This window comes from Mycobacterium sp. RTGN4, from assembly GCF_033804635.1.
Classification (GTDB): domain Bacteria; phylum Actinomycetota; class Actinomycetes; order Mycobacteriales; family Mycobacteriaceae; genus Mycobacterium.
This window is the reverse complement of sequence record NZ_JAPZLB010000021.1, coordinates 25,956-50,698: the sequence shown is the minus strand read 5'-3', so window position 1 is coordinate 50,698 and position 24,743 is coordinate 25,956. Positions and strand designations below refer to the sequence as shown.

Annotated in this window: 27 protein-coding genes; 20 read left to right on the top strand and 7 right to left on the bottom strand. The window is 66.0% G+C overall.

Features of this window, described 5'->3' with window-relative positions; all coding sequences use genetic code 11:
- Window positions 1–324, bottom strand: a complete 324-nt coding sequence (locus SLQ30_RS30765; protein ID WP_319450862.1) for a hypothetical protein — start codon at window positions 322–324, stop codon at window positions 1–3.
- Window positions 321–1,622: an aromatic ring-hydroxylating dioxygenase subunit alpha gene (locus SLQ30_RS30760; RefSeq protein WP_319450863.1), complete on the bottom strand. Its 1,302-nt coding sequence runs from the start codon at window positions 1,620–1,622 to the stop codon at window positions 321–323. Before SLQ30_RS30760 ends, SLQ30_RS30765 begins: the two co-directional genes overlap by 4 nt.
- A gap of 108 nt (window positions 1,623–1,730) precedes the next feature.
- Between SLQ30_RS30760 and SLQ30_RS30755 the strand changes: the two genes are divergently transcribed.
- The gene (locus tag SLQ30_RS30755; RefSeq protein ID WP_319450864.1) at window positions 1,731–2,729 is read left to right on the top strand and encodes a LysR family transcriptional regulator; all 999 of its coding nucleotides are present in this window, start codon (window positions 1,731–1,733) and stop codon (window positions 2,727–2,729) included.
- On the opposite strand, the gene SLQ30_RS30750 is transcribed toward SLQ30_RS30755, so the two are convergent.
- On the bottom strand, window positions 2,698–3,204 hold the full coding sequence (locus tag SLQ30_RS30750; protein WP_319450865.1) for a DUF2505 domain-containing protein: 507 nt from the start codon (window positions 3,202–3,204) through the stop codon (window positions 2,698–2,700). The genes SLQ30_RS30755 and SLQ30_RS30750 overlap by 32 nt on opposite strands.
- Window positions 3,205–3,230: 26 nt before the next feature.
- Between SLQ30_RS30750 and SLQ30_RS30745 the strand changes: the two genes are divergently transcribed.
- Window positions 3,231–4,283, top strand: coding sequence for a UDP-N-acetylmuramate dehydrogenase (locus SLQ30_RS30745; protein ID WP_319450866.1), 1,053 nt, complete (start codon window positions 3,231–3,233; stop codon window positions 4,281–4,283).
- Between the two features lie 21 nt (window positions 4,284–4,304).
- The gene (locus SLQ30_RS30740) at window positions 4,305–5,606 is read left to right on the top strand and encodes a L,D-transpeptidase (protein WP_319450914.1); all 1,302 of its coding nucleotides are present in this window, start codon (window positions 4,305–4,307) and stop codon (window positions 5,604–5,606) included.
- Here SLQ30_RS30740 and SLQ30_RS30735 read toward each other — a convergent pair.
- Window positions 5,587–6,342, bottom strand: coding sequence for an SDR family oxidoreductase (locus SLQ30_RS30735; protein WP_319450867.1), 756 nt, complete (start codon window positions 6,340–6,342; stop codon window positions 5,587–5,589). The genes SLQ30_RS30740 and SLQ30_RS30735 overlap by 20 nt on opposite strands.
- 185 nt (window positions 6,343–6,527) lie before the next feature.
- Here SLQ30_RS30735 and SLQ30_RS30730 point away from each other — a divergent pair, with 185 nt between their 5' ends.
- The 7 genes from SLQ30_RS30730 to SLQ30_RS30700 all read left to right on the top strand — a co-directional run bounded on the left by SLQ30_RS30730 (window position 6,528) and on the right by SLQ30_RS30700 (window position 13,932).
- Complete coding sequence (locus SLQ30_RS30730; protein ID WP_413468225.1) at window positions 6,528–7,838, top strand: ROK family protein; 1,311 nt, start codon at window positions 6,528–6,530, stop codon at window positions 7,836–7,838.
- An 80-nt stretch (window positions 7,839–7,918) separates the two neighbouring features.
- Window positions 7,919–9,199, top strand: coding sequence for a D-inositol-3-phosphate glycosyltransferase (gene mshA / locus SLQ30_RS30725; protein WP_413468224.1), 1,281 nt, complete (start codon window positions 7,919–7,921; stop codon window positions 9,197–9,199).
- 44 nt (window positions 9,200–9,243) lie between these two features.
- Window positions 9,244–9,747, top strand: coding sequence for a YbjN domain-containing protein (locus tag SLQ30_RS30720; RefSeq protein WP_413468229.1), 504 nt, complete (start codon window positions 9,244–9,246; stop codon window positions 9,745–9,747).
- A 25-nt stretch (window positions 9,748–9,772) separates the two neighbouring features.
- The gene (locus SLQ30_RS30715) at window positions 9,773–10,513 is read left to right on the top strand and encodes a phosphoglyceromutase (RefSeq protein ID WP_319450869.1); all 741 of its coding nucleotides are present in this window, start codon (window positions 9,773–9,775) and stop codon (window positions 10,511–10,513) included.
- Between the two features lie 153 nt (window positions 10,514–10,666).
- Window positions 10,667–11,851 (top strand): sensor histidine kinase, encoded by a 1,185-nt coding sequence (locus SLQ30_RS30710; RefSeq protein WP_319450870.1) that lies wholly within the window; start codon window positions 10,667–10,669, stop codon window positions 11,849–11,851.
- Between the two features lie 73 nt (window positions 11,852–11,924).
- Complete coding sequence (regX, locus tag SLQ30_RS30705; protein WP_319450871.1) at window positions 11,925–12,611, top strand: two-component sensory transduction protein RegX; 687 nt, start codon at window positions 11,925–11,927, stop codon at window positions 12,609–12,611.
- 244 nt (window positions 12,612–12,855) lie between these two features.
- Window positions 12,856–13,932 carry a transferase gene (locus SLQ30_RS30700; RefSeq protein WP_319450872.1) on the top strand — a complete coding sequence of 359 codons (1,077 nt, stop codon included), beginning with the start codon at window positions 12,856–12,858 and terminating at the stop codon, window positions 13,930–13,932.
- A 468-nt stretch (window positions 13,933–14,400) separates the two neighbouring features.
- Here the strand turns inward: SLQ30_RS30700 and SLQ30_RS30695 are convergent, their stop codons facing one another.
- The gene (locus SLQ30_RS30695) at window positions 14,401–15,186 is read right to left on the bottom strand and encodes a hypothetical protein (protein ID WP_319450873.1); all 786 of its coding nucleotides are present in this window, start codon (window positions 15,184–15,186) and stop codon (window positions 14,401–14,403) included.
- 37 nt (window positions 15,187–15,223) lie between these two features.
- Between SLQ30_RS30695 and SLQ30_RS30690 the strand changes: the two genes are divergently transcribed.
- The 9 genes from SLQ30_RS30690 (at window position 15,224) to SLQ30_RS30650 (ending at window position 22,852) form a co-directional block, all read left to right on the top strand.
- Window positions 15,224–16,225, top strand: a complete 1,002-nt coding sequence (locus tag SLQ30_RS30690) for a Ppx/GppA phosphatase family protein (RefSeq protein ID WP_319450917.1) — start codon at window positions 15,224–15,226, stop codon at window positions 16,223–16,225.
- A complete protein-coding gene (locus tag SLQ30_RS30685) occupies window positions 16,222–17,325 on the top strand; it encodes a hypothetical protein (RefSeq protein ID WP_319450874.1) in 1,104 nt (367 codons plus the stop codon). The genes SLQ30_RS30690 and SLQ30_RS30685 overlap by 4 nt, the downstream gene beginning before the upstream one ends.
- Window positions 17,326–17,345: 20 nt before the next feature.
- The gene (locus SLQ30_RS30680; RefSeq protein WP_319450875.1) at window positions 17,346–18,191 is read left to right on the top strand and encodes a sugar phosphate isomerase/epimerase; all 846 of its coding nucleotides are present in this window, start codon (window positions 17,346–17,348) and stop codon (window positions 18,189–18,191) included.
- Between the two features lie 28 nt (window positions 18,192–18,219).
- Complete coding sequence (locus SLQ30_RS30675) at window positions 18,220–19,047, top strand: thioesterase family protein (RefSeq protein WP_319450876.1); 828 nt, start codon at window positions 18,220–18,222, stop codon at window positions 19,045–19,047.
- Between the two features lie 20 nt (window positions 19,048–19,067).
- On the top strand, window positions 19,068–19,940 hold the full coding sequence (gene proC / locus SLQ30_RS30670) for a pyrroline-5-carboxylate reductase (protein WP_319450877.1): 873 nt from the start codon (window positions 19,068–19,070) through the stop codon (window positions 19,938–19,940).
- Window positions 19,941–20,079: 139 nt separating this feature from the next.
- Window positions 20,080–20,337: a helix-turn-helix domain-containing protein gene (locus tag SLQ30_RS30665; protein WP_319450878.1), complete on the top strand. Its 258-nt coding sequence runs from the start codon at window positions 20,080–20,082 to the stop codon at window positions 20,335–20,337.
- Window positions 20,338–20,507: 170 nt separating this feature from the next.
- Window positions 20,508–20,609 carry a 30S ribosomal protein bS22 gene (locus SLQ30_RS30660; RefSeq protein WP_003402602.1) on the top strand — a complete coding sequence of 34 codons (102 nt, stop codon included), beginning with the start codon at window positions 20,508–20,510 and terminating at the stop codon, window positions 20,607–20,609.
- 29 nt (window positions 20,610–20,638) lie between these two features.
- Window positions 20,639–21,748: an SDR family oxidoreductase gene (locus SLQ30_RS30655; protein ID WP_319450879.1), complete on the top strand. Its 1,110-nt coding sequence runs from the start codon at window positions 20,639–20,641 to the stop codon at window positions 21,746–21,748.
- Between the two features lie 36 nt (window positions 21,749–21,784).
- Window positions 21,785–22,852: a lysophospholipid acyltransferase family protein gene (locus SLQ30_RS30650; RefSeq protein WP_319450880.1), complete on the top strand. Its 1,068-nt coding sequence runs from the start codon at window positions 21,785–21,787 to the stop codon at window positions 22,850–22,852.
- 13 nt (window positions 22,853–22,865) lie between these two features.
- Here the strand turns inward: SLQ30_RS30650 and SLQ30_RS30645 are convergent, their stop codons facing one another.
- Window positions 22,866–23,390, bottom strand: a complete 525-nt coding sequence (locus SLQ30_RS30645) for a MaoC family dehydratase N-terminal domain-containing protein (protein ID WP_319450881.1) — start codon at window positions 23,388–23,390, stop codon at window positions 22,866–22,868.
- A gap of 93 nt (window positions 23,391–23,483) precedes the next feature.
- A complete protein-coding gene (locus SLQ30_RS30640) occupies window positions 23,484–24,326 on the bottom strand; it encodes an HAD-IB family hydrolase (protein WP_319450882.1) in 843 nt (280 codons plus the stop codon).
- 40 nt (window positions 24,327–24,366) lie between these two features.
- Here SLQ30_RS30640 and SLQ30_RS30635 point away from each other — a divergent pair, with 40 nt between their 5' ends.
- Window positions 24,367–24,672 (top strand): glutaredoxin family protein, encoded by a 306-nt coding sequence (locus SLQ30_RS30635; protein ID WP_319450883.1) that lies wholly within the window; start codon window positions 24,367–24,369, stop codon window positions 24,670–24,672.
- Window positions 24,673–24,743: the final 71 nt, after the last annotated feature.

Below are 24,743 nucleotides of genomic sequence, written 5' to 3'. Positions count from 1 at the left end.
TTAGCTCACCCTCGTGAGAATGGTTTTGGCAGAGTGCTTTACGCGCGGTTGCTTCCACAGTTCAACCGCCAGTGAGACGGTGATGAGCGAGTAGAGCAGATTGCGGAGGTTCGCGACGTCATCGGGCAGCGGTTCGGCGTAGTCGAACTTGTCGACGTAGGCAACGGCTTCCTCGGCCAGCGGAAAGACCGCGTCGTAGAACGCCTGGATCTGCTCCATCGAACTGTTCACGCGCTTCACGTAGCGCTGGTGACCGTCCTCGATGGCCCATTCGTCGACGAGGTGCTCGAGTGCCGAGAATTCAGGTGGCAGAGTCGCGTTCATCGCGCGCCAGTCTTCTGCTCTTCGCGCAAGCGCTCATCGCCAGCCTCGACGTAGTCGGCCACCACTTTGTGTAGGTGACGCAACAGGATCTCCTCGTCATTCATCGTGAAGTGGGTGAGCGCACCGCTGTTCAGCATGGCCTGCAAGCCTTCGGACGGACTGGCGTCCTCCAGGATGATGTCGTTGAGGAATGTCACCGTCAGTTCCTGACCGAGCCGTTCCCTGTGTGTCTTGGGCGGCTGGTAGTACATCTCAGTTTCGAAGATGTGCGAGTGCGGCCCGGTGGGCCAATGGGTGTGGATGGTGTAGCCGGAGGCGCCGAAGATCAGGATGAAATTGGGGAAGAACTGGTACGAGTCGAAGCCGTACTTCTCGGAGCGGGTGGGATTGAGCCCGGATGGCATCGGTTTGCGGTCGGAGCGTTTGTTCCATGGCCCGGCGGCGCTGGCTTCCATGACGCATTCGATGGGCTTGGAGTACGGGGTCTTCTGTGACGGCTCGCCGGCGAAGGAGTAGGTGCGGTGCGGACCGCTGAGCCGGTATGACAACGCATCGGTAAACGGGTTCGGCTGGTCGAACGCTTCCCTAGCTTCTGCTGTGACCGCGCCGAACGAGGAGGCGTGTAGATATGGTCCGTGGTAGCTCTCGGCGAAGCCGTCGAGGAAGATCTTCCAGTTGCACTGGAGCTCGGCGGTGAACCGATACACCTGGTGCGGCCCGTCGAAGTGATAGCCCTCGATGCCATGCGCCAGTTCGCCGAGGTAGTCACGAACCGATTCGGTGTTGTCGGGGTTGAGGTTGACGAAGATGAAGCCTTCCCAGACCTCGCATTGAATCGCCGGAACCCGGCAACTGTCGGCATCAAAGTCGAGCAACAGATCTTTACGGGTGGCCGAGTGCAGCGAGCCATCGAGCTTGTAGCGCCAGCCATGAAAACGGCAGTACAGCAACGGAGCCCGGCCCTGCACCTCCTGGAAGGGGTCGTCCTCCCATAACATCTTGTTGCCGCGATGGGGGCAGATGTTGTGCATGGCGCGGATCACGTCGTCCTTGCCGCGCACGATGATGATCGAGGTGTTCAGGAACCTCAGCTCGCGCGTGAAGTAACTACCGGAGCGCGGTACCCGCTCGACGCGTCCCATGTAGAGCCACGTCTTCTTGAAGACGTGCTCGCGTTCCTTGTCGTAGAAGTCTTCCGACACGCAGTCCTCGAGCGAGACGGGCCCGCGGCCCAGCTCCGGATAGGCGTCGCTCCAGTGTCCGCTTGCCGGCTTTTGCACCAAAGCTTCTTGAGCCACGTGGCTGTCCTTTGTCGGGCTGATGACGATAGGGCCGAACGTACAGCCGTCGAATTCGACGAAACAGTCGCAAATCCGCAACACCCTGTTGCATATTTGGAACAGCCCATGGAACAGAACCTGCCCTTCGATCTCGACGCCCTGGTCGTGTTCGGCAAGGTCGTGGAGAGTCGCAGCCTGTCGAAGGCGGCCGCATTGCTCGGAATGCCGAAGTCCACGGTCAGCCGCAAGCTGACGAAGCTGGAAGCGGACCTCGGCATCAAGCTGCTGCGGAAGAACACCCATCAACTCACCGTCACGGACCTGGGTGAGCAGGTCTACCACCACGCCGTCAAGATTCTGACGGAGGCCAACGGCGTGCGTGCGTTGGTCGAGGGCAGCAAGCAGGAGCCACATGGCGAATTACGCGTTGCAATACCCGTCTTCGTCGGAGTCGACTACGCCTCCAGGGTCGGCGCGAAGTTCCTTGCGCGGCATCCTCACTCGCGACTCGACATTCATTTGGTGGACAGCATGGTCGATCCGATCAAGGACGGTTTCGATGTCGTATTCAGCACCGGACCGCTGCAGGATTCGACGTTGATTGCTCGGCATGTGTTCGACCTCGAGCTGTTCTTATGTGCGTCACCGGATTTCGTGCGGCGACTCCCGCGACCACTCACCGATCCGGCGGACTTGAATGGGTTGCCGTTCGTCGACTTCGGCTTCTGTGGCCCGCACAAACTCGTGGTGGCCAGGCACGGCGAAGAGTTCGAGCCGATGCCGCAGGTGCGTGCGCGCGCCAACAACTTTCAGGTATGCAAGCAGTACATCCTGCAGGGCCTTGGTGTGGGTGCCATGCCGACTCGGCTCATCTGTACCGACGAACTGCGTGACGGCAGCATCGTGCCGGTGCTGCCAGGCTGGAAGCCAGCCCCGCTCGCCGTGCACATGATCTATCCCTTCGAGCTGTCCTTCTCGACGCTCATCAGCGCGTTCTACGACACTGCGTGCGAGATCATCGTGGAGAACATTGCGCGCAGCGATGGCGCGGGTTTCGGCCGCGCGTTAGGCGCGGCAGCGTCACACCCCGACGTCAGGGATTCTCCCTCAGCCACTCCGACGTGAAGCGCTGCTCGGCGATCAGCAGATCCACCAACTGGTTGCCGATGAAGTTCTCGACCTTCCCACCGACCAGCGGGATTCGGACCTCAACGGTGGCATTGAACTCCAACCGGGAACCTGTGCCGGCGGGCGCGAGCACCGCGTTACCGCTCAGCTCCGCGGGCGCACCGGGGATCGAACCCTTCACGATCGCGGTCGCCTGCCCGTCGACGATGGGGCCCCACGTCTCCTCGCGTACGAAACTTAGGTCGCCGTGGTGGAACTGGGTGACCACCCCTGGTAGCCGGTCGGCCCGCAACGTCTGCGTCGTGACGATGTCCACGCCCCGGTCGGCGGTGAGCTCCATGGCGTCCAGCGTCGTCTTGTCCGCACCTGAGCCGGCCAGCCGGGCCAACCAGTACCGCTCGTCGCTGAACGCCCGGTAGACCTGCTCGACGCTGCCGTCGTACTCGGCTGCCATGTCGAAGGAACGCGGCATAGGCGCCCACGCTACCGTTACCGCCCGTGGCCGGTTCGGATTTCGCGGGTGCGGCGGTGACCGAGTCGGTTCCGCTCGCGCCGTTCACCACGCTGCGCATCGGGCCCATCGCACGGCGGTTGATCACGTGCGACACCACCGAGAAAGTCGTTGCCGTGCTGCGCGCGTTGCCGCCGGGTGACGACGTCCTGGTGCTCGCCGGCGGGTCCAACGTCGTGCTCGCCGACGACCTGACCGATCTGACCGTCGTGCTCCTTGCCAATACCGAACTCACCGTCGAGGGAAACCTCGTCCGCGCGGAAGCCGGGGCCATGTGGGACGACGTCGTCGTCACCTCGTTGGCGTACGGGCTCGGCGGACTGGAATGCCTGTCGGGCATCCCCGGCTCTGCGGGCGCGACGCCCGTGCAGAACGTCGGTGCATACGGTGCCGAGGTGGCCGACACCCTGAGCAGGGTCAGGCTGTTCGACCGGCGCTCCGGCGAGGACCGCTGGGTGGATCCCGTCGAACTGGGCTTCGGGTACCGGCACAGCGTGCTGAAGAACTCCGACCGGGCCGTCGTGCTCGAGGTCGAGTTCGCCCTCGAGCCAGCCGGGCTCAGTGCCCCACTGCGCTACGGCGAGTTGAGCCGGGCGGTTGGGGTCGAACCCGGTGCGCGGACCGATCCCACGCGGGTGCGCGAGGCCGTGCTGGCGCTGCGGGCAGGCAAGGGCATGGTGCTCGACGAAGCCGACCACGACACGTGGAGCGTCGGCTCGTTCTTCACCAATCCGGTGGTGGCGCCTGCGGAGTTGGCGCGGTTGCAGGCCGACCACGGCGACGTGCCCAATTATCCGGCCCCCGACGGGGTCAAACTGGCCGCGGGCTGGCTCGTCGAGCGGGCGGGCTACGGCAAGGGCTTCCCCGGCGACGGGGCGCCAGCAACGCTGTCGACCAAGCATGCGCTGGCTGTGACCAATCGGGGTGAAGCCACCACCGAAGACGTATTATGCCTGGCCAGGACGGTGCGGGACGGCGTACAAACCCGCTTCGGGATAGAGCTCACACCCGAGCCATGCCTGGTTGGGTGCGCACTCTAGGTATCCTTTCTCCACGTGAGCATGAACCGGCGGCAGGCTATGACCGCGCTTGCGGTGGGCGCCTCCGGCGTGCTGGCCGCCTGCGCGGGCAAAGGTCTGCCTCAATCCGGTTCCAAAACGCAGGCGCCGACTGCCCCGGTGGCCACCTTCACCCCTGAAAACGCGGCCGCCGACGTGGACCCGACGGCGCCCATCGGCATCGACGTCGACAACGGGTGGTTCCAGCGCGTCTCGCTCACCAACCCTGATGGCAAGCCCGTCGCGGGCGTCATGAACCCCGAACGCACGTCGTTCTCGACCACCGAGCCGCTGGGCTTCGGCACCGTCTACACCTGGGCCGGGTCGATCGTCGGTCGCGACGGTAAGGCCGTCCCGGTTTCGGCGAGCTTCACCACGGTCAACCCGCAGACCCAGGTCAACGGTCAGTTCCAGCTGGGCGACGGTCAGGTGGTCGGCGTGGCGGCGCCCATCATCCTGCAGTTCGACGCCTCCATCCCGGACGACGCAAGGGCAACCGTCGAGAAGGCCCTGGTCGTCACCACCACCCCGCCCGTCGAGGGCAGCTGGGCGTGGCTGCCCGACGAGGTCGGCGGCTCCCGCGTGCACTGGCGCACCCGCGACTACTACCCGGCAGGCACCAAGGTGCACGTCGCCGCCAACACCTACGGCGTCAAGTTCGGTGACAGTGCGTACGGCGCCCAGGACTCGACACTCGACTTCGAGATCGGTCGCCGGCAGGTGGTCAAGGCCGAGGCCTCGTCGCACCGCATCCAGGTGATCACCGATGCCGGCGTCATCCTCGACCTGCCGTGCAGCTACGGCGAGGCCGACCTGCCGCGAAACATCACCCGCAGCGGTGTTCACGTCGTGAGCGAGAAGTACGAAGACTTCTACATGTCCAACCCGGCCGCCGGCTACAACAACGTGCACGAGCGGTTCGCGGTCCGGATCTCCAACAACGGCGAGTTCATCCACGCCAACCCGAACACCGTCGGGGTGCAGGGCAGCAGCAATGTCACCAACGGCTGCATCAACCTGTCGCTCGACAACGCGCAGCAGTACTTCGAAACCGCGATCTACGGCGATCCCGTCGAGGTGACCGGCACGTCGATCGAACTGTCGTATGCGGACGGCGACATCTGGGACTGGGCCGTCAGCTGGGACGACTGGACGGCGATGTCGGCCATCAGCTCTTCGGCCAAGCCGACGAACATCCCCAGCAGCGCACCCGCGACGCCCACCGACGCGCCAACGCTCTCGGGCACGCCGACGACGACCCCGCCGAGCCAGGCCAATTCGGTACCTACTGCTCCGGGCGGGTGAACTTTCTCGTCGCCGAAGCCTGATCCCGCGGTCGGATGACGATCTGGTCCAGGTTGACGTGCGGCGGACGCGACGCGACGAAACCGATGAGCTCCGCGACGTCCTCGGCGACCAGCGGCGTCATGCCCCGATACACCGCGTCGGCGCGGGACTCGTCACCGCCGAAGCGAACCAGCGAGAACTCCGTTTCGACCATGCCGGGGGCAATCTCGGTGAGCCGCACCGGCTTTCCCAACAGTTCGCCACGCAGGGTTTGGTGCAGCGCGGCCTGTGCGTGCTTGGCCGAGGTGTAGCCGGCACCGCCGTCGTAGATCTCGAACGCGGCAATCGAGGTGACGGTGACGATCAACCCGTCGCCCGAAGCGATGAGCTTGGGGAGCAACGCCCTGGTCACGCGCAGCGTGCCCATCACGTTGGTCTCCCACATCCACCGCCAGTCCTCGAGGTCGGCGTCGGCGACCGATTGCACGCCCTTGGCCCCGCCTGCGTTGTTGACCAGCACGTCGACGCTGTCGAGCCGCGCTGCCAGCGCGTCGACCGCGGAAGCGTCAGTGACGTCCGCCACAATTGCGGTCCCGCCCAGCTCGTCGGCCAGGGCCTTGATCCGGTCGGCGCGCCGTGCCACGCAGAACACGTGAAAGCCAAGTCCAGCAAGGGTTCTCGCGGTCGCCTCACCGATGCCAGAGCTGGCGCCGGTGACGACCGCTATGCGCTGATGCGCTTCTGGTGCCGTCATTCCACAGACTTTAGTTGGCGTGCTAAGTTCTCCTGGTGTCCACAGGTCAGGCTTCCCGTATCGCCACTCGGCGTTCGTGTTGTCGTTGCGCAATTCGTCGCGCCTGACTGATCACGGACGTTCTGTCCTAGAGAGTCGCCAGGCGTGGCCCGGATCCCCGCCGACCACTCTGACAAGGACATCCCGTGAGCACACCAACCACTCTTCGCAAGACCCCCACCGGACTCCTCGGCAAGCGTGCCGCCGCGTCCGAACCTCGCACTGAATCATCCCAGGCCAAGCGGCTGCTACTCGCTCGCCACCACGTGGTGGCGCCGTCGTTGCGCGTCGCCGAGGCCGCCGCCGGATCCGTCTTCGGCGCCGCCCGTCTGCGCGGGCCGATCGCCCGCGACACCATCGCGTCGGTCACCGGCCTTTCCATTGCCACGGTCAATCGCCAGGTCACCGCATTGCTCGATTCGGGCGTGCTGCGTGAGCGGGCCGATCTGGCCGTATCTGGCGCCATCGGCCGACCACGCGTCCCCGTCGAGGTCAACCACGAGCCGTTCCTGACCCTTGGCATCCACCTCGGGGCGCGTACCACCAGCATCGTCGCCACCGACCTGCTTGGCCGCACGCTCGACGTGGTGGAGACCCCCACCCCGCAGGGCCCGCAGAACGCCGCGCTGGCGTCCTTGGCCGAGAGTGCGCGCCGGTACCTGAGTCGCTGGCACCGCCGCAAGGCGTTGTGGGTTGGGGTCGCCGCCGGTGGAGTCATCGACACCGCCACCGGGTACTTCGACCACGCCAGGCTCGGATGGTCGGACGCCCCGGTCGGGCCGGTGCTCGCCGAGGCGCTCGGGCTGCCCGTGTCGGTGGCCTCCCACGTTGACGCGATGGCCGGCGCCGAACTGTTGCTCGGCGTGCGCCGCTCCAACACCCCGACGGCCACCAGCTTGTACGTCTACGCCCGCGAGACCGTCGGATACGCACTGTCGATCGGTGGTCGGGTGCACTCGCCGACCAGCGGGCCGGGAACCATAGCGGCGCTGCCCGCGCAGTCCGAATTGTTGGGCAACACAGGACAATTGGAGTCGACGGTCAGCGACGAGGCGGTGTTGAGCGCGGCCCGCAAGCTGCGCATTGTCCCGACCGACGGCCCGGCGTCGACCATCGGAGCCGTGCTGCGCGCGGCGCGTCAGGGCAACGCGAAGGCACAGGAACTGCTTGCCGAACGGGCGCAGGTGCTCGGGCACGCCGTTGCGATGCTGCGCGACATGCTCAACCCAGACGACCTCGTCGTCGGCGGGCAGGCGTTCACCGAATACCCCGAGGGCATGGAACTGGTCGAGGCCGCGTTCGCCGAGCGGTCCGTGCTCGCGCCGCGCGACATCCGGGTGACGGCCTTCGGAAACCGCGTTCAGGAGGCCGGTGCCGGGGTGGTGTCGCTCGGTGGGCTGTACGCCGACCCGGTCGGGGCCATGCGGCGCGCGCAGCGCTCCGAATCGACCGCCTGATCTGTTGGCTGCACTCGGCTGCCGACGTGGCTGACGTGGCTGTTCGCTGACCACTGTCACCGCAGTGCAAGGATGGTTGTGTGCGCGTCGCCGTGTTGTCGGTTCATACCTCGCCATTGGCTCAACCGGGTACCGGCGATGCGGGCGGGATGAACGTCTACGTGCTGCAGAGTGCGCTTGAGCTTGCCCGCAGGGGCGTCGAGGTCGAGATCTTCACGCGGGCGACGTCGTCGGCCGATCCACCGCTGGTCCACGTGGCGCCAGGCGTCCTGGTACGCAACGTCGTAGCGGGACCGTTCGAGGGGCTCGACAAGAACGATCTGCCGACACAGCTGTGTGCGTTCACCGCAGGCGTGCTGCGCGCCGAGGCCAATCACGAGCCGGGCTACTACGACATCGTCCATTCGCACTATTGGCTGTCGGGGCAGGTGGGCTGGCTCGCCAGGGACCGCTGGGCCGTACCGCTGGTGCACACGGCGCACACGCTCGCCGCGGTGAAGAACGCCACGCTGGCCATCGGCGACTCACCGGAGCCTCCGTTGCGGGCAGTCGGCGAGCAGCAGGTGGTCGACGAAGCCGACCGGCTGATCGTCAACACCGAAGATGAAGCGCGACAGCTGGTTTCGCTTCATCACGCGGATCCGACCCGCATCGACGTCGTCCACCCCGGCGTCGATCTCGCGACGTTCACCCCCGGCGACAAGCGCGCCGCGCGGGCCGCGCTCGGCATTGCACCAGACGATCAGCTGGTCGCCTTCGTCGGCCGCATCCAGCCGCTCAAGGCGCCGGACGTGCTGCTCCGGGCCGCGGCGAAGTTGCCCGATGTGCGCGTGCTCGTCGTCGGCGGCCCGTCGGGCTCAGGCCTGGCGACGCCCGACGGGCTGGTTCAGCTGGCATCGGAGCTGGGTATCACCGATCGGGTGACGTTCTTGCCGCCTCAGCCGCGGGCTCAACTTGCCAACGTGTACCGCGCCGCCGACCTGGTCGCCGTACCGAGTTACTCCGAGTCGTTCGGGCTCGTCGCGGTCGAGGCGCAGGCCTGCGGTACGCCGGTCGTGGCCGCCGCGGTGGGCGGACTGCCGGTCGCGGTGCGCGACGGCGTCAGCGGGGTGCTGGTGGACGGCCACGGCGTCGACGACTGGGCGGCCGCCATCGACGGGTTGTTGCAGCGCGGTCCGGACTCGATGCGCGCCGCTGCCATCGACCATGCGGCCACCTTCTCCTGGGCCCACACCGTCGACGCGCTGCTGGCGAGCTACGGGCGGGCGATCACCGACTACGGCGCCCGCCATCCGCGGCGGGGCGTTGGCGCGCGCCGCAACGGCCGCAGGTTCTCCCTGCGTCGCGGGGTCCGCGCGTGAGCGCATCCGTCCGCGAGGAGGCTTCCAACGACGCCCACCGCGTCATCGAGCACGCCGTCGAGGAGCAGGGACTCGACTACGCGTTGCACGACAGCGATTCCGGCGGATTGCCGGGCATCGTGGTGGCGCTGCCGGGGGAGCGCCGCCTGATCACCAACACGATCCTGTCGGTGGGCATGCACGGCGTGCGCATCGAAGCCTTCCTGTGTCGCAAGCCCGAAGAGAACTACGAGGGCGTCTACCGCTTCATGTTGAGGCGCAACCGCAAGCTGTACGGCCTCGCGTACACCTTGGACAACCTTGGCGACATCTACCTGACCGGCCGGATGTCGCTGCACGCAGTGACCCCCGACGAGCTCGACCGGCTGTTCGGCCAGGTGGTCGACGTCGTCGATCGGGACTTCAACACCTTGCTGGAATTGGGTTTTCGCACGTCCATCCAGAAGGAATGGGATTGGCGGGTCAAGCGCGGCGAGTCGTTGAAGAACCTCAAGGCCTTCGAACACCTCATCGAAGACGACGGCGGCTCGGACGACCAGGACGCCTGACGGTTGCCGGGATAGCATCGTCGGTATGGCGACTCTGGTGCTGCTCCGTCACGGCGAGAGCGAATGGAACGCGCTGAACCTGTTCACGGGTTGGGTCGACGTCGACCTCACCGACAAGGGCAGGGCCGAGGCCGTCCGCGGCGGCGAGTTGATGAAGGCCGAGGGCCTGCTGCCCGACGTGCTCTACACCTCGCTGATGCGCCGAGCCATCACCACCGCCAACCTGGCGTTGGACGCGGCCGACCGGCACTGGATCCCGGTGCACAGGGACTGGCGGCTCAACGAGCGGCACTACGGCGCGCTCCAGGGGCTGGACAAGGCCGAGACCAAGGCCAAGTACGGCGAAGAGCAGTTCATGCAGTGGCGCCGCAGCTACGACACGCCGCCGCCGCCCATCGAAAAGGGCAGTACCTATAGCCAGGACGCCGACCCGCGCTATGCCGACATCGATGGCGGCCCGCTGACCGAGTGTCTGGCCGACGTGGTCGCCCGGTTCGTGCCGTACTACGAAGCGACCATCGTGCCGGACCTGCAGGCGGGCAAGACGGTGCTGATCGCGGCGCACGGCAACTCGCTGCGTGCGCTGGTCAAGTACCTGGACGGGATGACTGACGCCGACGTGGTCGGGCTCAATATCCCGACCGGCATTCCGCTGCGCTACGACCTGGACGCCGACCTGAAACCGACCGTTACGGGCGGCGAGTACCTCGATCCGGACGCCGCGGCGGCCGGTGCGGCGGCGGTTGCGGCCCAAGGCGCGAAATAGCCAGGCGGGGGAGGCCGCCATCGGCCCCTCGCAGGCGAACACTGAGTGAACTCACGTGAACAGGGGCCAAACTCCTGTATTTGTGTATGTGACTTGTACCGAAATGGCCGCACGCTGCTGGGATGACGTTCACCGGAAACGTACGATTTGCCCGTGAGTGTGGTAACCGCACTGCTGCTAACCGCAGTCGTGGCAATTCTCGCGCTGGCGCTGGGCGCCGCGCTTGGGATCGCGCTTACCCCACGGTTGGCCGAGCGCAAGCTGCGCAAGGCCGTGGAGCAGGACGGCATCACGATTTCGCAGATGCTTCAGCGCATCGTGTCCCTTTCGCCTGTGGGCATCGTCGTGGTCGACACCTACCGTGACGTCGTCTACACCAATGACCAGGCCCGCGAGTTCGGCCTGGTGCGCGACCGCTTGCTCGACGACCGCGCCTGGGCGGCGGCGAAGCACACACTGGCCACCGGCGAGGGCGTCGAGGTCGAGCTTTCTCCCGTCAAGCGCGCGAACCCAGGGCGCTCCGGAATCTCGGTGCGTGGCCACGTACGCCTGCTGACCGAGGACGACCGCCGGTTTGCCGTGGTCTACGTCGACGACCAGTCCGAGTACGCCCGCATGGAGGCAAGCAGACGCGACTTCGTGGCCAACGTGAGCCACGAGCTCAAGACGCCGGTCGGTGCGATGGGCGTGCTGGCCGAGGCGCTGATGGCGTCGACCGACGACCCGGACACCGTCTACCGGTTCGCCGAGAAGATGGTCGCCGAATCCAAACGGCTCGCGAACATGGTCGGCGAGCTCATCGAACTGTCGCGGCTGCAAGGCGCCGAACCGCTGCCCGATCTGGAGGCCGTCGAGGTCGACACGGTGGTCGCAGAGGCGCTGTCGCGCTACAAGGTAGCCGCCGACAACGCCGACATCGCGATCACGACGGATGCGCCGACGGGCTTCTGCGTGATGGGCGATCAGCCGCTGTTGGTCACCGCACTCGCCAACCTGGTCTCCAACGCCATTGCCTACTCACCCAACGGGTCGCCCGTTTCGATCAGCAGGCGCCGCCGCGGCGACAACATCGAGATCGCAGTGACCGACCGCGGGATCGGCATTGCGCGGGCGGATCAGGAGCGAGTGTTCGAACGCTTCTTCCGCGCCGACAAGGCCCGCTCCCGGGCCACCGGCGGTACCGGATTAGGGCTGGCCATCGTCAAGCACGTTGCGGCCAATCACAACGGATCCATCCGGCTGTGGAGTCAGCCCGGCACCGGATCGACGTTCACCCTGTCGATTCCGGCCTACCCCGGCGACGACGACCTAGACAATGAAGACGAACGAGAGGACTAGCCAGACCAATGACCAGTGTGCTGATCGTGGAGGCCGCCTCGGAAGGCGCGATGACGGAAGGCACGGCGCTCTGATGACGAGTGTGTTGATCGTGGAGGATGAAGAGTCCCTGGCTGATCCCCTGGCATTTCTGCTGCGCAAGGAGGGCTTCGAGGCGACGGTAGTCGCCGACGGCCCATCGGCTCTTGCCGAGTTCGAGCGAGCCGGTGCCGACATCGTGCTGCTTGACCTGATGTTGCCGGGAATGAGCGGGACCGACGTCTGCAAGCAACTACGTTCCCGCTCGAGCGTCCCGGTCATCATGGTGACCGCGCGGGACAGTGAGATCGACAAGGTCGTGGGGCTGGAGCTCGGCGCGGACGACTACGTCACCAAGCCGTACTCGGCGCGTGAGTTGATCGCGCGCATCCGGGCGGTCTTGCGCCGCGGCGCTGACACCGATGACTCGGGTGTCGGCGACGGAGTGCTGGAGGCCGGGCCGGTGCGGATGGACGTCGAACGTCACATCGTGTCCGTCAACAGTGAACCGATTACGTTGCCGCTCAAGGAATTCGACCTGCTCGAATATTTGATGCGCAACAGCGGGCGGGTGTTGACGCGCGGTCAGCTCATCGACCGGGTGTGGGGCGCCGACTACGTGGGTGACACGAAGACGTTGGACGTTCACGTGAAGCGGCTACGGTCGAAGATCGAATCGGACCCGGCCAACCCCGTTCACCTCGTCACGGTGCGGGGATTGGGCTACAAGCTCGAAGGGTGAGCTCGGGAACCCTTCTCCCGCGGATGCGAGTTCAGCAACTTTAGCGACCTTAGCCATACCTGCTATGGTGGCTCCTCTGACGCTTGCGTAAAGGCTCCGCTGGGGCATGTGGGGCCTGCGAGTACATCGGGGGAGAGCAGCGAATATTGTGCCGAAAATGTGAGTCGGACCGCCTTGATCTGGTGGATGACTCGTTTGTCGTTGCTATCGTCAGCAACGTCGATCCGAGCGCGGTCGTGGGTTCATGACCCCGCGCCGAACCGGTTGCCGCGCATGCGGACACCGCGTACTGAGTCGGGTGCTCGACCTCGGGGCCGTGCCCGCCGGACTGCCTGGGGAGCCCGGCTTCCCACTGGCGATGCACCTGTGTGGCGATTGCGGTTTGGCGCAGCTGGCCGACGACGACACCGTCACCTCAGAACCCCGTGGCGTCGAATCTCGGGCGCTGCGGGAGCAGGCCCGCGACGCCGTAGCCAGGGTGACCGCGGCCGGGTGGCTCACCGGAGCGACGGTGCGGGAGTTCGGAAGTCCGCACGGGGGCAGCTGGCTGGAACTGTTGGAGCAGTGCGACATCGCGCCTGCGCCTGGTGCCGCGGACATCGTGCTGGACTGCTTTGGCCTCACGCACGAGCCCGACCAGCGGGCCGCGTTCGCGGAACGTGCCGCTGCGACTCTGCCGGGTGGAGTACTGCTGCTCCAATATCACGCGCTTGCCTCCATTGTGGAACACGGGCAATGGAATGCGTTGCAGCAGGGGCACTTCGCCTACTACTCCATACCGGCTCTGGTGCGCTTGCTCGCTGATGTCGGCATGCGACTGGTCTCCGCTTGGGACTTCGCGCTCCACGGTGGCACCACCTTGGTGGCCGCCGTTCACGAACACGAGGCGCACCATGCTGATTCAGTCATCCAGCACATGCAATCAGCGGAGCGACACCTCATCGATCCGGCCACGTTGAGCACCTTGCAGTCCGTCGCCGACGGCCATGCCGTGGCATTGCGGCGCTATCTTGAGCACCAACGCCTCGCGGGGCGCCGGGTGTTCGCATACGGCGCGACCCCGCAGGCCGTCGCGCTGTTCACGCGGGCAGGGTTGGACAGCGGACTCGTCGCAGCCGTTGCGGACGCCTCGCCCGCCAAGCAGGGCCGGCGAATGCCCGGCACGGACATCGCCATCATCTCGCCGGACGCCCTGGTGTCGGCGGCGGCGGACGAGGTCGTGCTCATGGATCCCGACCTGTCGCAGGAGTTGGCGACGCAGCTTCCCGAACTCGAGGGTCGATGGGTGACCGACGACTGGATCGTCACGCACGCCGGTTGATCGCGAGGCCCTCGAGTCGACGACGGCAGCACCGGTGCCGCGGTGCTGCCGTCGTCGACGTTCGGGAGCTCAATGCGGCATCAATACCGTTGAGCAAGCTTTGTCGAGGTTTGCCAAATCATGCTCTGCAAAGATATTCGTAGGTAGTGACGTCACTGCTACAGCAGGCAGGTTTGGCGTGTTCAGCGGGCTCGAGTGACCCGTGCTGAGGGGCCTCGCCGCGCACCATCGCAAGATCGTATATCACCCTCTACTGGATATTCGGTCGAGCTGGACTTCGGAATCGGGCGGCTCCGAAATCATTGGAGTCGGCTGTTGGTTCGCTGCCTACCATCGGGACAGTTCTCGAACTTTCGCATACAAATGGAGTTCTAGCAAATCATTCAAATGATGCGACATCGGGGCAACGGCCCTGCTGCAGATCTCGGCGAGCGCCCGCATGTTGGCGCTTGGGGTGAAAGGCTTAGGTCACTCGGCGGCGCGCGTCGCCGGGTGCACGGCGATGAGCCCCAACGACTTGCGCCGCGCGCACATGGCGGCCAACTCGGCGTAGGCCTTCTCGCCGAGCAGTGCGGTCAACTCCGGCCCGTAGGACTGCCACACCTGACGCGCACCGACGTGAGCATTCGGGTCGCCGGTGCAGTACCAGTGCAGATCGGACCCACCCTCGCCCCATCCGCGCCGGTCGTACTCGGTGATGGTGGTCCGCAGGATTTCCGTCCCGTCCGGCCTGGCCACCCACTCCTGGCTGCGGCGGATGGGCAGTTGCCAGCAGACGTCGGGCTTCATGGTCAGCGGCTCGACGCCCAACTTGAGCGCCTTGCTGTGCAACGCGCACCCGATGCCACCCGGGAAGCCGGGTCGGTTGAGGAAGATGCAGGCGCCCTTGTACTTTCGCGTCCGGTAGTTGGGCTTGCCGTCGTACTCGTCCATCTCGAGGTAGCCCTTGCGGCCCAGCCCCTTCTCCCGAAACTGCCAGTCCTCGTCCGTCAGGAGCTTGGCCGATTCTTCGAGCTGCGCGATGTCGTCGTCGTCGGACAGGAACGCGCCGTGGCTGCAGCATCCGTCGTCGGGCCGTCCCTCGACGGTGCCTTGACAGGCCGGCGTGCCGAAGACGCACGTCCACCGCGACAGCAGCCACGTCATGTCGGCGGCGATCAGATGTTCTGGGTTGTCGGGGTCGTAGAACTCAACCCATTCGCGGGCGAAGTCGAGTTCCACCTCTCGGGTGTTCTTCGGCGGAGGCGATCCCATCACGGAATACAACGGTAGACCCGATAACGTGGGTCTCGTGCGATTGGGCGTGCTCGACGTGGGCAGCAACACGGTTCATCTGCTGGTTGTGGATGCGCGGCGTGGCGGTCACCCCACCCCGATGAGCTCCACCAAGGCCTCGTTGAGGTTGGCGGAGTCGATCGACAACTCGGGAAAGCTGACGCGCAAGGGCGCTGACAAGCTGGTCGGCACCATCGACGAGTTCGCGAAGATCGCCGCCAGCTCGGGATGCGCCGAGTTGATGGCGTTCGCCACGTCTGCCGTGCGGGACGCGAAGAACTCCGAAGACGTGCTCGCCAGGGTCAACTCCGAAACGGGCGTGGCGCTACGGGTGCTGTCCGGGGTCGACGAGTCCCGGCTGACTTTCCTGGCGGTGCGGCGCTGGTACGGGTGGAGTGCCGGGCGCATCATCAACATCGACATCGGTGGCGGTTCGCTGGAATTGTCCAGCGGCGTCGACGAGGAGCCTGAGGTGGCGCTGTCGCTGCCGCTCGGCGCTGGCAGGTTGACGCGGGAGTGGCTGCAGGACGATCCGCCGGGTCGGCGCCGGGTGGCCATGTTGAGAGACTGGCTGGCGACGGAGCTCGCCGACGCGGGCGCCAAGGTGCTCGACGCGGGTGCGCCGGACCTGACCGTGGCGACATCGAAGACCTTCCGGTCGCTTGCGCGACTCACCGGAGCGGCGCCTTCCGGCGCAGGACCCCGAGTCAAGAGGACACTTACAGCGGCGGGACTGCGGCAACTCATAAATTTCATCTCTAGGATGACCACGGCTGACCGAGCTGAACTGGAAGGGGTGAGCGCCGAGCGGGCGCCACAGATCGTGGCGGGCGCTCTGGTTGCTGAGGCGAGTATGAAGGCCCTTGCGATCGACACAGTGGACATTTGCCCATGGGCGTTGCGGGAAGGGCTGATTTTGCGGAAACTCGACAGCGAGGCCGACGGAACCGCTTTGGTGCAGGCTTCCGCAGACTTGGCTCACGTGACAAAAGCGATGGCCAGAGGCAACACACGATGACAGAACCAGAAGACAGCCACAGCAGCACGAGGCCGATATCGGTCGCCGAGTTGCTCGCCAAGAACGGAAGCATCGGCTCGCCGCCGGTCGGAGGCCGCCGTCGCCGTCGACGCGGCAATACCGACTCGGTCACCGTCGCCGAGCTGACGGGTGAGATCCCGATCATCACCGACACCTCGCACGCCGAGGAGTTGGACCACGACGACCTGGACCACGCCGACCTGGACCACGAGCCGCCCCCGCTCCCGCCGGCGGCCAACGGTGGCTACGCCCACGCCAGGCCCCACGGCACCAGGCGCCCCGCAGAGCCCGAAGCGCGGGTCGAGGCCGCCGAGAACATCGACGACGCTTCCAACACCACGCCCAATGTCACCGAAGCTCCGGCGGTTTCAAAGGCGGAAGCCGACTACGAAGCTCACCTCGAGCAGCGCAGCGTCGAGGCAGGCCCCATCGAGTTCACCGCGCCGCCGCGCCGTCCACCGGTGGCCAGCCCGCCGGGATTCTCCGTGCCCGCGGGCGGGGCCGAGCAGATGAGCCCGGATCCGGTTGCCGACGACGATGACGACGACCTGGGCCACGAAGCCGACCTGATCGAGGCGCTCGAGTACGAGCCGCCTCTCGAGGACGCCCGCAACGGATCAGACGATCAGGCCACGCAGGTCGCGTTCGAGGTTCCGTCGTACCTGCGTTCGACCAGCGACACGTTGTTCGGCGGCGGTCAGTCCGTCGCCGACGACATCGCTCGTCGCGGCCTGCAGCCCGGACCAGAGGACATCGACCTCGGCGAGGACGCCCACCTCGAACACGACGAGGACGTCGAGGTCGACCAGCCGCACGGCGGGGTCTTCCTGCGGGGTGTGTGGGTGGTCGCGCAGTGCATCCTTGCGGTCGCATTCGGCGCCGGCCTGTTCATCGCCTTCGACCTGTTGTGGAAGTGGAACAACATCGTCGCGCTGGTGCTGTCGGTGCTCGTCATCCTCGGCCTCGTCATCGGCGTGCGGGTGGTGCGCAAGACCGAGGACATCGGCAGCACACTGATTGCAGTGGCTGTCGGCGCGTTGGTCACATTGGGCCCCCTGGCACTGCTGCAGTCGCACTAACGCGCCAAAATAAGTCCCCAGTGCGCCCTGCGATAAAGGTCGGTCTTTCGACTGCTTCGGTTTACCCATTGAGGACCGAGGCGGCCTTCGAGTACGCCGCCCGACTCGGGTACGACGGCGTCGAGCTCATGGTGTGGGCAGAAAGCGTCAGCCAGGACGTCGCAGCGATCGCCGAGTTGTCGAAGCGGTACGACGTGCCGGTGCTCAGCGTGCACGCGCCGTGCCTGCTGATCTCACAGCGGGTGTGGGGCGCCAACCCGATTCCGAAGCTGGAGCGCAGTGTGCGGGCCGCTGAAGAGCTCGGCGCCCAGACCGTCGTGGTGCATCCGCCATTCCGGTGGCAGCGTCGTTACGCGGAAGGCTTCTCGGAGCAGGTCGCCGAACTCGAGGCGTCCAGCGACGTCCTGGTCGCGGTCGAGAACATGTTTCCGTTCCGCGCCGACCGCATCTGGGGGACCGGCCAGCCGTCGATCGAGCGGATGCGCAAGCGCGGCGGAGCTCCAGGACCGGCCATCTCGGCGTTCGCACCGTCCTACGACCCGCTCGACGGCAATCACGCCCACTACACGCTGGATCTTTCGCACTCGGCCACCGCAGGCACCGACGCCATCGACATGGCCCGCAGGATGGGCGACGGACTCGTGCACCTGCATCTGTGCGACGGCAGTGGGGCATCCACCGACGAGCATCTGGTGCCCGGTCGGGGCAGTCAGCCCACCAGGGAGGTCTGCCAGGCGCTGGCGGCCAGCGACTTCTCGGGCCACGTCATCCTCGAGGTGACGACGTCACGCGCACGCAACGCCGCCGAACGCGAGGAGTTGTTGGTGGAGTCGCTCGAGTTCGCACGGGAACACTTGTTGAGGTGATGAGCGCTTGCGCGAAGAACGGACTGGCATGACGGATTCCACGCGGTTCTCCGACGCGATGACGCTCACCGCGGTGTCGGTTCAAGGCGACGTATCCGTCTTCGACGGCATGCTCAACCAGCACTGGACCATCGGCGAGAAGGTGCATGGCGGCGCGATGTTGGCGTTGTGTGCGAAGGCAGCAAGGGAGGCGCTCGAGGTACCCGGCGTTGAGCCGATCGCGGTGTCGGGCAGCTTCCTGTGGGCGCCGGACCCTGGCCCGCTGCAGTTGGTCTGCACGACGCGCAAGCGGGGCCGCCGCGTCAACCTGGTCGACGTCGAGCTCAAGCAAGGGGACAGAACAGCCGTGCGGGCCGTCATGACGTTGGCCGAGCCGGAACACCATGTCGCACCGCTGCTCTCGGTCAATCCCGTCGTCGCGCTGATGACGCCGGACCCGCCGCCCGGGCTGGAGCCGATCGGCCCTGGCCATCCGATGGCCGACATCGTGCACCTTGCGCACGGCTGCGACATCCGGCCGTCGCTGACCACGATGGCCCCACGCGCCGACGGCGGGCCACCCGTCATCGAGTACTGGGTGCGGCCGCGGGAAGGGTCGCCCGACGTGCTGTTCGCGCTGCTGTGTGGCGACGTGTCGGCGCCGGTGACCTTCGGCGTCAACCGGTTCGGTTGGGCGCCCACGGTGCAGCTGACGGCGTACCTACGTGGCAGGCCTGCGGACGGCTGGTTGCGGGTGATGTGCACCACCATGCAGATCGGCCAGGACTGGTTCGACGAGGACCACCTCGTCGTCGATTGCGAGGGCCGAATCATCGTGCAGTCCCGCCAACTCGCCTTGGTCCCGGCTGAGCAGTAACCCTGTGCAATGCTTGCCACGTGGCCAGAATTGCGATCATCGGCGGCGGAAGTATCGGCGAGGCACTGCTTTCCGGACTCTTGCGCGCAGGGCGTCAGACCAAGGACTTGGTCGTCGCCGAGAAGTTCCCGGAGCGGGCGAAATACCTTGCGGACACCTACTCGGTCTTGTTGACGTCGGTAGCCGACGCTGCCGAGAACGCCACCTTCGTTATCGTCGCGGTCAAGCCGTCTGACGTCGAGGCGGCGCTCGTCGACATCGCCGCGGCCGCCGCGCGTGCCGAGAACAACAGTGCCGAGCAGGTTTTCGTCACGGTGGTGGCGGGCGTCAGCACGGCCTTCTACGAGTCGAAGCTGCCTGCGGGCGCACCCGTCATTCGGGTCATGCCCAACGCTCCGGTGGTCGTGGGCGGCGGAGTCAGCGCCTTGGCGCGTGGTCGCTTCGCGACGGACGACCAGCTCAAGGAGGTGTCGGCGATCTTCGACGCCGTCGGCGGCGTGTTGACGGTGCCCGAAAACCAGCTCGACGCGGTCACTGCGGTGTCCGGGTCGGGGCCCGCATATTTCTTCTTGATGGTCGAGGCGCTCGTCGACGCCGGCGTTGCGGCGGGGCTGCCGCGCCCGGTGGCGACCGATCTGGTGACCCAGACGATGGCCGGATCGGCCGCGATGCTGTTGGAGCGGCTCGACGAGCAGCAGGCGGCCGGTGACGCGGCGATGGGCACGGCGATGGACACCAGCGCCGCTCAGCTGCGCGCGACCGTGACGTCTCCTGGCGGCACCACCGCCGCTGGGCTGCGCGAACTCGAGCGTGGAGGCCTGCGGGCGGCCGTCGCGGACGCCGTTGCGGCCGCAAAAACACGCTCTGAGCAGCTAGGAATTACATCAGAGTAGTTTACCAATTTCGAACTTATTACCCCACACCCGTCGCAATAACCCCATTGGCCACGCTATTGTCCTCGTTGTAAGCACGCGTTCGTGCCTGCGGTGGGGAAGCCGCGGGGCCTGGCCGTGCCTGATGGATTGGGTTGCGATGACGTCTATGAACGGGCCATCGGCCTCTGCCAACGGTAAGGCGTCGCGTGACGCCTCTGCTGGCGATGGTCAACCGCCACGAGCTCAATTTCTCACGGTCGCCGAAGTGGCGAGCCTCATGCGGGTCAGCAAGATGACGGTGTACCGATTGGTCCACAACGGTGAACTACCCGCCGTGCGCGTGGGCCGATCGTTCCGTGTGCATGCCAAGGCGGTGCACGACCTACTGGAGACGTCGTACTTCGACGCGGGTTAAGCACTGCCGCGGGACGGGCCATTTAGGTTCGGACTCCCGACTTCGGTAAGGTAGCCAGGTTCAGTCGTGTCGGAAACACGCCGAGACTGCGGTGAGATCGCGTATCTCTCTGAGATTCCGATCTCTTCGCAGTTTCAGGCAGTGCATCGGTGAAGTAGGTAGCGGAGTACATGGGTTCAGTCATCAAGAAGCGTCGCAAGCGCATGTCGAAGAAGAAGCACCGCAAGCTGCTTCGTCGCACGCGGGTGCAGCGTAGAAAACTCGGCAAGTAGCTCTTCGCTTGTGCCGTTAGGCTGACCGGATGGATGCAGAAGGCCGTTCCGGGAAGCCCCAGCAGGGCTCCGGAGGGTCTGACTCCCAAGACACCGTGCACTACCCCAAGGTGGTGCTCGTCACTGGCGCATGCCGGTTCCTGGGTGGCTACCTGACTGCCAGGCTGGCGCAGGATCCGCTCATCAATCACGTCATCGCCGTCGACGCGATCGCTCCGAGCAAGGACTTGTTGCGACGGATGGGACGCGCCGAGTTCGTTCGGGCCGACATCCGCAATCCGTTCATCGCGAAGGTCATCCGCAACGGCGACGTCGACACCGTCGTGCACGCCGCGGCGGCGTCGTATGCGCCACGTGGCGGCGGTGGGGCGGCGCTCAAGGAGCTCAACGTGATGGGCGCGATGCAGCTGTTCGCGGCCTGTCAGAAGGCGCCGTCGGTGCGTCGGGTGGTGCTCAAGTCCACCTCGGAGGTGTACGGCTCGAGTCCTCGCGACCCGGTGCTGTTCACTGAGGACGGGCTTTCCCGGCGGTCCCCTGGCGAAGGCTTCGCGCGCGACAGCATCGATATCGAGGGCTATGCCCGCGGGCTGGCCCGGCGTCGTCCCGACATCGCCGTCACCATCCTTCGGCTGGCCAACATGATCGGGCCAGCGATGGACACCGCGCTGTCTCGCTATCTCGCAGGCCCGGTTGTGCCGTCGGTGCTCGGCCACGATGCGCGACTGCAGCTGTTGCACGAGCAGGACGCGCTCGGTGCCCTCGAGCGGGCGACGGTAGCCGGCCGGGCGGGCACCTTCAACGTCGGCGCCTCTGGCATCATCATGATGTCGCAGGCGATCCGCCGGTCGGGCCGGATCCCGTTTCCGGTGCCGCGTTCTGCGCTCGCTGCTGTGGATTCGCTGAGGCGCGCAACTCGGTACACTGAGCTTGATCGTGAGCAGCTGAACTATTTGAGTTACGGCCGGGTCATGGACACCGCAAGGATGCGGAAAGACCTTGGTTATAACCCGAAGTGGACCACCGCGGATGCTTTCGACGATTACGTGCGGGGTCGAAGTTTGACGCCGATCATCGACCCGCGCTGGGTACGCTCAATGGAGAGTCGTGCGGTGTTAGCGGCACAGCGTTGGGGACGATAGTAGCTAGATTCAATCGGGTGGGGAGAAGGTAAAGACGTGGCTGGCGAGTCAAAAGCCAAAGTTATTCCGCTGCACTCGAATTCGGGACGGGGGTCGGCCCAGCGCCGCGCGGCGGCTCGGGCCGAAAGTTCGCGCCGCCATCCGTCGCTGCTGGCTGATTCGGGAGCAAGGGCGTCGGCCGATCAAATGGCTGCGGTGGTTCGTGAAATCGACCAACGGCGCTTCTCGGCGGACGGTGGCCAACAGGTCGACGAGGGGCCCAACGAGCTGTCCCAGCGGATCGCCGCGGTGGCCGAGTTCGTCCGCAAGCGGATGGCCGGCGACTACACCGTCGACGAGTTCGGCTTCGATGAGCACCTCAACGAAGCTATTCTTCTGCCTTTGCTGAGGGGCCTGTTCCGGCACTGGTTCCGGGTCGAGGTCAGCGGCATCGAGAACCTGCCCGCCGAGGGCGCTGGGCTCGTGGTCGCCAACCATGCCGGCGTGCTTCCCTTCGACGGATTGATGGCGTCGGTGGCCGTGCACGACCATCACCCCGCGCAACGCGACCTGCGACTGCTCGCGGCCGACATGGTCTTCGACATGCCCGTGATGGGGCAGCTGGCCCGCAAGGCCGGCCACACCATGGCATGCACCGCCGACGCCCACCGACTGCTTGGTGCCGGACACCTCACCGCGGTGTTCCCCGAGGGTTACAAGGGTCTGGGCAAGCACTTCCGGGACCGCTACAAGCTGCAGCGATTCGGCCGCGGCGGCTTCGTTGCGGCTGCGCTGCGCGCTAAGGCGCCCATCATTCCGTGCTCGATCGTCGGGTCGGAGGAGATCTACCCCATGATCGCCGACGTGAAGCTGTTGGCCAGGCTGCTCGGCCTGCCCTACTTCCCGGTGACACCGTTGTTCCCACTGGCCGGGCCCGCGGGACTCATCCCGCTGCCTTCGAAGTGGCACATCCAGTTCGGCGAGCCGATCCCCACCGACGGCTATGACGAGCACGACGCCGAGGACCCGATGGTCACCTTCGAACTGACCGACCAGGTCCGCGAGACCATCCAGCAGACGCTGTACCAGCTGCTGGCCAACCGCAGGAACATGTTCCTGGGATAGTCGCCAAGTGTGGCTACTTGCTTTGCCCAGCAATCATTCGCTGCATCGCGGCGTCCCGCCCGGCCGCGATCTGGGCCGTCACTTCGGCGTCGTTGCTGGTGGACTCGCCGAACATCGTCACGATGCTGGTCAACACCGGGTTGCCGTCGCCGTCGGTGACCTCACCGCGGATCTCGGTGATGACGGCGCCGTGTGACTCGATGACCGAATCCAGATAAGAGTCGAACCACAGCTTGTCGCCGACGACGATCGGGCGGTGGAAGATCAGCTTTTGGTCGCGATGCAGCACGCGTTCCATGTTGATCGGCACGTCGAACTGCTCGAAGATCTCCAGCTGCACCTTGCGGCCTGCCACGGCGACGAAGGTCAACGACGCGATCAGTGCGGCCTGACCGCACTCCGCGGCCGCTTCCTCGCTGAAGTGGGCGGGGTGGTCGTCCTTGACCGCCCGCGCGAACTCACGAACCTTCTCTCGGTTGACCTCGAAATAGTCCGGGTACCGATAGTGGGTTCCGATGATGTCTTCGGCGATGCTCACTGAATGCTCCCCGTTTTGTGCGCTCTGGCCGGTGCTGCGTTCGGCGGCGCTGAGCCTATCAGCGCGCAGTCACCGTGCTGATCGCATGCGGCCTCAACCGCCGCCCTGACGCCTGGATACGACCGCAGCCAGGGCCCCACCCACGGCACCGAGCGCAAGGGCCGACGGCACCCCGATGCGCGCAGCCTTGCGCGCGGTGCGGAAGTCGCGGATCTCCCACCCTCGCTCGCGGGCCACGTCGCGCAGCGCAGCGTCGGGGTTGATCGCGACGGCCGTGCCGACCAACGACAGCATTGGCACGTCGTTGAAGCTGTCCGAATAGGCGGTGCAGCGCTTCAGGTTCAGGCCCTCCCGGATGGCCAGCTGCCGCACCGCATGCGCCTTCCCGGCACCGTGCAGGATCTCGCCGACCAGTCGACCCGTGAACACGCCGTCCACGGACTCGGCGATGGTGCCCAGCGCCCCGGTGAGGCCGAGTCTGCGGGCGATCGTGGCCGCGAGTTCGTAGGGCGTGGCAGTGACCAACCAGACCTGCTGGCCGGCGTCCAGGTGCATCTGCGCCAGCGCACGCGTGCCGGGCCAGATCTTGTCGGCGATGATCTCGTCGTAGATCTCCTCGCCGACCTCTTCGAGTTCGGAGGTCTTGCGGCCCTCGATGAACGCCAGCGCCTTGCGGCGACCGGCCGCGACGTCGTCACTGTTCTCCTTACCGGTGAGCTGAAACTTGGCCTGCGCGTATCCGAACCGCGCGAGGTCGCCGTAGGTAAAGAACTTGCGGGCGGCCAGCCCACGGGCGAAGTGCACTAGCGACGAACCCTGAACCAACGTGTTGTCGACGTCGAAGAATGCCGCAGCGGTCAGATCGGGAGGGGGTGGCAGCGGAGTGCTGGGCGCATCCTCACCGAACTCGGCTGTGATGTCACCGGACTCCGACACAGTTCAACAGTAGGACACCGAAGACTGGATACTGGACACCATGGTTCACATCGGAGGGCAGGAGCGGAGCGACCGGGGAATGCACGAGGTGATGTTGCTTACTCGTGCGGGTTGTTGTTTGTGTGACCGCGCCAAGGACCAGTTGGCGGCGATGTCGCAGGAATTGGGATTCACGCTCGGCGCAACCGACGTCGATGCCGCCGCGGCGGCGGGAGACCCCGCGCTACGCACCGAGTACGGCGACCGGTTGCCCGTCGTGCTGCTGGACGGTCGCGAGCACAGCTATTGGGAGGTCGACGAGCAGCGGTTGCGTGCGGACCTTTCGGTGCCCGCCGGTGCGGAATGAGCCACCAGGTTCGCCACGACAGCAAATTTGGTTCCGAGGCTGGTAAACGGATACCTTTGACGGCGTTCCTG